7 protein-coding genes and 1 pseudogene are annotated in these 6826 nt (G+C 68.4%); all 8 read left to right on the top strand.

Annotated elements, in window-relative coordinates:
- Nucleotides 1–182: 182 nt before the first annotated feature.
- Nucleotides 183–566 (top strand): annotated as a pseudogene (locus E4N62_RS26265) (transposase); the annotation flags it as partial.
- Nucleotides 567–631: 65 nt separating this feature from the next.
- Nucleotides 632–1090, top strand: coding sequence for a hypothetical protein (locus E4N62_RS26260; RefSeq protein WP_230218650.1), 459 nt, complete (start codon nt 632–634; stop codon nt 1088–1090).
- Between the two features lie 106 nt (nt 1091–1196).
- Entirely contained in the window at nt 1197–1631 is a 435-nt protein-coding gene (locus tag E4N62_RS26255) for a hypothetical protein (RefSeq protein ID WP_230218648.1), read from the top strand.
- A gap of 171 nt (nt 1632–1802) precedes the next feature.
- Nucleotides 1803–2279, top strand: a complete 477-nt coding sequence (locus E4N62_RS26250; RefSeq protein ID WP_230218645.1) for a hypothetical protein — start codon at nt 1803–1805, stop codon at nt 2277–2279.
- 59 nt (nt 2280–2338) lie between these two features.
- Entirely contained in the window at nt 2339–3847 is a 1509-nt protein-coding gene (locus tag E4N62_RS26245) for an ISL3 family transposase (protein WP_230218672.1), read from the top strand.
- Nucleotides 3848–4021: 174 nt separating this feature from the next.
- Nucleotides 4022–5230 carry an IS256 family transposase gene (locus E4N62_RS26240; RefSeq protein WP_230218670.1) on the top strand — a complete coding sequence of 403 codons (1209 nt, stop codon included), beginning with the start codon at nt 4022–4024 and terminating at the stop codon, nt 5228–5230.
- 183 nt (nt 5231–5413) lie between these two features.
- The gene (locus E4N62_RS26235) at nt 5414–5731 is read left to right on the top strand and encodes a hypothetical protein (protein WP_230218643.1); all 318 of its coding nucleotides are present in this window, start codon (nt 5414–5416) and stop codon (nt 5729–5731) included.
- A gap of 108 nt (nt 5732–5839) precedes the next feature.
- Entirely contained in the window at nt 5840–6724 is an 885-nt protein-coding gene (locus tag E4N62_RS26230) for a universal stress protein (RefSeq protein WP_230218641.1), read from the top strand.
- Nucleotides 6725–6826: the final 102 nt, after the last annotated feature.

The following is a 6826-nucleotide window of genomic DNA, read 5'->3' as shown; positions in this document are numbered from 1 at the left end:
GCAGCAAGCGGACGACACCTACTACAGGCCCAACAACGGGGCGAACGTTGACTGATGCGGCCCTAGTAGGACTCCGTTAGGTTGCTCTGGCTCTTGTGCTTGGGCTGGTGGTGGGCGTTCTGGGCAGGGGGCGGTGGCAGGTGGTGCAGGTGCCGGTCCAGCAGTTCAGCAGGTCCTGGATGGACAAAGCCGCGGCCAGGCACTTCTTGCGCAGGCTGATGAAGAAGACCCGCACGGTGCCGCGGGTGATCGTCACCGACAAGCTCCGCTCCTACGGCGCGGCCCACCGCGAGGTCATGCCCTCCGTCGAGCACCGCTCCCACAAGGGGCTGAACAACCGGGCGGAGAACAGCCACCAGCCAACAAGGCAGCGCGAACGAGCGATGAAAGGCTTCCGCAGCACCGGCGCTGCCCAGCGGTTCCTGGCCGCGTTCAGCGGCATCTCACCCCACTTCCGACCCCGACGCCACCGGCTGTCCGCACACCACTACCGAGCCGAGATGACCGTCCGCTTCGCAATCTGGGAGCAGATCACCGGCGCCGCCTACCCCTCCACCACGGCCTGAGCACAGCCCGGAACCGGGCTCCACCACGCCACGACGCACCATCAGACACCTACCCACCCAACAACGTGACAGCGCCCGCCCGGGACATCAGGGCCTGCACCACGAACCAGGAGCGCGCCCGTCTGGTCGCCGAGGCGCTGGACGCGCACGGAGCGGCGGCACTGGACTTCACCGGATCGTCCACGAAGTACAGCGACCGTCCCGCTGCCCAGCGCATGGCCGACCTGGTGAAGGACCCCCGCCCGGTGCTGGGCGACGTCGCCGGTGCCTTCCGGATCGCACTGCGCCGGCTGTACCGCACGCGGAACATCATCTTGCACGGGGGCGCCACACAGGGCGTGGCCTTGGATGCCTCGCTACGCACCGCCGCGCCGCTGGTCGGAGCGGGCCTGGACCGCATCGTCCACGCCGCGTACGCCGAAGGCCTTGACCCGCTCGATCTGGCGGCCCGGGCCGAAGTCGCCCTGCAGCTTGTCAACGGCGAGACCGGGCTCTCCGTCGTCGACCTCCTCGAACCTGTCTGACCGGCAGGCACGCGCGGCGCGACGCCGTACGCCGCGGCCCACTTCGAGTGAGTGCCCCCCCCGCCGAACCAGGGTGCGCGCTGTCTCGCAGCTCTACGATGCGCAGATGGCTTCCTACACGAAGGACCCGCGCTGCACGGCCATGGCCGAGGCCCTGGTCCCGTTGCTGCGCCGCTCCTGTCCCGAGGGGGCCAGCGGCTACGGCGGCACCTACGAGGTGCGCCTGGACGACGAGGAGGCCGTCGGGCTCGGCGGGGTCGATCTGATCAGGGCCGCGATGCGCAAGGCAGCCCGGCAGTTGGACTGGAAGATCGAGACGATCGGGCAGATCGGCACCCGCTTCGGCACGATGGTCGCCGTCCGGGACACCAGGGAGGTCCCCGAGGCGTATCGCGCTGTGGTCGACGCGGCGATGTACGAGCGGATGAGCGCCGCAGTGGCCAGGGTGTCGGCAGAGCCGGGCGGGGCTCCCGTTCAGCGCGGCTCGGTGGCCCTGATGACGCAGGAGTTCCGAGCGGCTGTCGCTGAGGCGAGCGCCTGATCAGACTGGTCCGCAGGCCTCAGCTGGCCCATGGGGCAAGTAGTCCGGGATCAGCTGAAAGACGCGCGGGTTCGCGAGGCGGTGACGGCGGCACTGCCTCGGGCGTTCACTGGAGGCATGGCGAGTTATGACGCTGGCTCCATAAAACGGCCTCGCCGCACAAAAGCGCAGGTGGAGGCCCTACGGGCGGCGATCTGCGAGCTGGCGGAGGCAGCACATCCGTGCAGCGTCCGCCACGTCTACTACCTCGGCATCGGACTTCTGTGGGACAAGGACACCGGCCACTCCCGCCGGAATTACTCCGTCGTCGTCCGTGAGGTCGGCTTCCTGCGGGAGACCGGGAGGCTTCCTTGGGAGTGGATCACCGACGGCACCCGCATGATCCGGCAGGAGACCCAGTACGACTCGCTCGACGACGCCATGCATCACAACACACAGAGCTACCGGCGCAACCTGTGGGCCTCCCAGGCCCGCCGCGTCGAGGTCTGGTGCGAGAGCGACTCGGTCGGTGGCGTGCTCCTGCCGGTCACCTCGGCCTGGGGCGTGGGCCTGTACTCCTGCCGCGGCCAGTCGTCCAAGACCTTCGTCTACGAGGCCGTGCAGCAGGGGAGTGTAAATCTAACGGCTCTGTCCCGTAATCGGTGGTAACGACGAGTGACGGGCATCGTTGGCATGGTGTGCGAGATGTCAACGAGCTTGTGAGCGTGGTGTTTTCGGGGTTGTCGGCGCTGGTCATCGAGGGTGTGGCGGACGAGGGCGGCCTGATCCGGGTGACGGCGCGGACCCGGCACGATCTGGTGCCGTGCCCCGAGTGCGGCACGCCGACAGGGCGGGTGCACGGGTTCCACGGGCGGAGAGTCGCGGACGTGCCCATGGACGGACGGCGGGTCGTCGTCTCGGTGAGGTTGCGGCGGCTGGTGTGCCCGGTGCTCGGCTGCTCGCGGCAGACGTTCCGCGAGCAGGTTCCCGGCGTCGTGGAGCGCTACCAGCGCCGGACCAACCGTCTGGCCGACCAACTCGGCTCTGTGGTCAAGGAGTTAGCGGGCCGGGCGGGTGAACGCCTCTCACGCGTGCTGGCCTGCTGGATCTCTCGCTCGACCGCCCTGCGCATACTCATGCGCAGGGCGGTCCCGCCGCTGCGCGTCCCGCGCGTGCTCGGCGTCGACGATTTCGCCCTCAAGCGCCGGCACCGCTACGCCACCGTGATCATTGACGCCGAGACCGGCGAGCGGATCGACGTCCTGCCCGATCGCACCGCCGAGACCCTGGCGGTGTGGCTGCGCGAGCATCCCGGGGCCGAGTACGTCTGCCGGGACGGCTCCACTACCTATGGCGAGGCGATCCGCCAGGCCCTGCCCGAAGCAGTGCAGGTCAGCGACAGGTGGCATCTGTGGAGCAACCTGTGCGGCAAGGTCCTGGCCGAGGTCCGCTCCCACGCCGCGTGCTGGGCGACCGCCGTGAACCCCGCCCGCCCCGGGGGCGTCCGCGAGCAGACCACCCGCGAACGCTGGCAGCAGGTCCACGACCTGCTCGAAAAGGGTGTCGGCCTGCTCGAATGCGCCCGCCGCCTCGACGTCGCACTGAACACCGTCAAGCGGTACGCCCGCATGAAGGAGCCCACCGCCGAGCGTCGCGCACCCCGGTACCGGCCCACGCTCGTCGACCCTTACCGCGACCACCTCCGCGCCCGTCGCGCTGCCGACCCGGCCGTCCCCGTCAAGCAACTGTTCCGGGAGGTCAAGGAGCTGGGATACACGGGCAGCCTCAACCTGCTCTACCGCTACATCACCCAGGGCCGGGCCGAGGGCGACAAGCCCGTCACCACCCCGCAGCGCTTCGCCCGCCTCCTCCTGACCCGCCCCGAGAGCCTGCGCGACAAGGACGCCGCACTGCTGCGGGAACTCACCAAAGCCTGCCCCGAGATGACTGGACTCGCCCGCCTGACCGGCGAGTTCGCGCAGCTGCTGACCCCGGCCGAGGGCAACGACGTCAAGCTCACCGTCTGGATCACCGCAGTTCGCTCCACCGACCTGCCCCACCTGCACTCCTTCACGAACGGCCTTGAGCTCGACCGCGCAGCCGTCGACGCCGGACTCACCACCCCGTACCACAACGGCCGCACCGAAGGCGTCAACACACGAACCAAGAAGATCATGAGGCAGATGCACGGCCGAGCCGGGTTCTCCCTGCTCCGCCACCGCATCCTCCTCCAGTGATCACCACACAGCGCTACCACCGATTACGGGACAGAGCCAATCTAACGGCGGATCCGACGATCATGGGAGTGAAGCCAAGTGACTGATACCGCCGTGGAGTTGGAGACCGTGGAGCCTGTCGAGAGTGCCCGGTCCGGGCAGCCTGTGCCCGTGTCCGACGAGCAACTGGTCGCGATGCTGGTGGAGCGTGCCCGGTCGGAGGGGTTGCAGTTGACCGGGCAGGGTGGGCTGCTGCAGCAGCTGACGAAGCGGGTGCTGGAGTCCGCCCTGGAGGGCGAGATCACCGATCACGTCGGCTATGACAAGCACGACGCGACGGGCCGGAACAGCGGCAACAGCCGTAACGGCACCCGGGCCAAGACGGTGCTGACCGACGTCGGCCCGGTCGAGGTGAAGGTGCCCCGCGACACCGCCGGCACCTTCGAACCGCAGATCGTCCGCAAGCGGCAGCGGCGCCTGACCGGCGTGGACGAGATGGTGCTCTCCCTGTCCGCGAAGGGCCTCACGCACGGGGAGATATCGGCTCATCTGGCCGAGGTGTACGGGGCGGAGGTGTCCAAGCAGACCATCACCACGATCACGGACAAGGTGATGGAGGGCATGGCGGAATGGCAGGCCCGCCCGCTCGATCGCGTCTATCCCGTCGTCTTCGTGGACGCCATCAACGTGAAGATTCGCGATGGCAAGGTTGCCAACCGACCGATCTACGTTGCGATGGCCGTCACTGTCGAGGGTACCCGGGACATTCTCGGGATCTGGGCCGGTGACGGCGGGGAGGGTGCCAAGCATTGGCTTCAGGTCTTCACCGAGCTGAAGAATCGCGGAGCTGAAGATGTCCTGATGCTCGTCTGCGACGGGCTGAAGGGTCTACCGGACGCGGTCGAGACGGTCTGGCCCCGCACCGTCGTCCAAACATGCATCGTTCACTTGATTCGCAACAGCATCCGGTACTGCGCTCGCCAGGACTGGGACAAGGTCGCCAAGGACTTGAAGCCCGTCTACACCGCGCCGAGCGAGGCCGCCGCGACCGAGCGGTTCCTGGAGTTCTCCGAGAAGTGGGGCACCAAGTATCCGGCCGTGATCAAGCTGTGGTCCGACGCCTGGGCCGAGATGGTGCCCTTCTTGTCCTTCGACGTCGAGATCCGCAAGGTCATCTGCAGCACGAACGCGATTGAGAGTGTGAACGCCCGCATCCGCAAGGCGGTTCGGGCCCGCGGCCACTTCCCCTCGGAGGCCGCCGCGTTGAAGTGCGTCTATATGGCGCTGATGAGCCTGGACCCGACGGGCAAGGGCCGGCGCCGCTGGACGATGCGCTGGAAGGCACCCCTCAACGCCTTCCAGATCACCTTCGACGGCCGCCTGACCCCCACCGACCAGCGATAACTCAACAACCAAGATCAGCCGTTAAGTTGACACACCCCCACCACGCGTGAGCCTTCCGGGGACGGGTACCCGGTGTTCCCGCAGGCGGTCGGGTAAACGTCTGGTCGGCGCCACCGCACCAAGGCACGGGGCCGGGTCACACCCAGACATCGGATCCGTTCGTTCGACGCCGAGGTGACCCACATGAGTTCACCGGACGAGGCACACGCGTTCGCTCTCATCGAGCGACGCCTGGCCGACGACGATCCGGCTCTGGCACGACGTATCGACACGATCAACCAGCAGTTCCCCGACGCAGCCGACGCTGATCGAAGCACGGACGACGGGCACCGGGACCCGAGCACGGACGAGGCGGAGCAAGGCGGTGCCGCGGGCCGCGAAACAGCCCTCCGCGGCGATACGGAGCGCTCGTGGACGGTCAAAGTCGCTGTAGCGCTCGCAGCCATGGCCGGCATCGGGCTGCTGCTCGCAGTGATCCTCTCGGTACGTGGACAACGATGAAAGCGATACGTCGCAGCCGTTCGGGCCGGCTCCGTCCACATCCGCGGCCGTCCCTTGAGGACCAGGCCGGGGCAGGCCGTGACGGAGCTCTCGGAGGGAGGAGCCGAGATGGCTGACGTGAAGCCTGTCATCGTCGGCGTGGATGACGCCGACGACCAGGATGTCCTTGTGCGCTACGCGGCCCGTCAGGCCATGATGCGGGGAATCCCCCTGCACATTGCCCACGCCATCATGCTGCCCGGTCCCTTCGGCTGGGACAAGGAGGACGAGGCCGGGCGAGGCTCCCTCGTGCAGCGGGGCGCGGCGGTGGTGGACCGGTTCGAGGCCGTGGCCCGCTCCGCGTTCCCTGATCTGGCCGTCGTCGGCGAACTGCCCTTCGGTGATCCCGCTTCGACGCTCGTGGAGCGCTCGGCGGAGGCGTGCCTGCTGGTGCTGGGGCATCGCGGCACAGGCGGCTTTCCACGTCTGGTCCTCGGTTCGGTGAGCCTTCGGGTCGCCACACACTCCCTGTGCCCCGTGCTGGTGACGCGTCCCTGTCCACACCGCGGAGCGTCACGCGAGCGCGTCGTGGTCGGCGCCGACCTCGTGCACTACTCGCCGGAGACAATGGAGTTCGCCTTCGCGGAGGCCGACCGCCGCTCAGCCCACCTGTACGTCGTGCATGCCCTGCACCGGCCTGCGCTGCTGCCCGGTCCAGGCAGCGCCACCGCCGCCGCACGCGAGGTGCGCGAGACCGAGGACAGCGCTCGGGGTCTGGTTGGGAGACGGATCGCTGAGCTTCGCGGACGGCATCCGCGGGTGCCGGTCGAACTGCACATCGAGTGGGCGCGTCCGGCGACGCGTCTGACGGAGTTGTCCGAGGAGGCTGATCTGCTGGTGGTGGGCTCGCGGGGGCGCACGGGCCTGCGCCGACTGCTCCTCGGCTCGGTGAGCAGCGAAGTCCTGCACACCGCCCGCTGCCCCGTCGCCGTCGTACCCGCTGCGGCGGACTGATGACCTCGCTTCCGGCCGGAGTGCCCTGGAAGACGTGTGTCCCGCTGGTCGGCTCCCTTTTCTCACCTCGCCAGCTCTTTCTGCGTGCCACGTCCTCCGATT

Origin of the sequence: Streptomyces sp. MNU76, from assembly GCF_020982545.1 — a bacterium.
In the GTDB taxonomy this organism is placed as follows: domain Bacteria; phylum Actinomycetota; class Actinomycetes; order Streptomycetales; family Streptomycetaceae; genus Streptomyces.
Note: the sequence above shows the minus strand (reverse complement) of the source record. Positions and strands in the feature narration are given on the sequence as shown.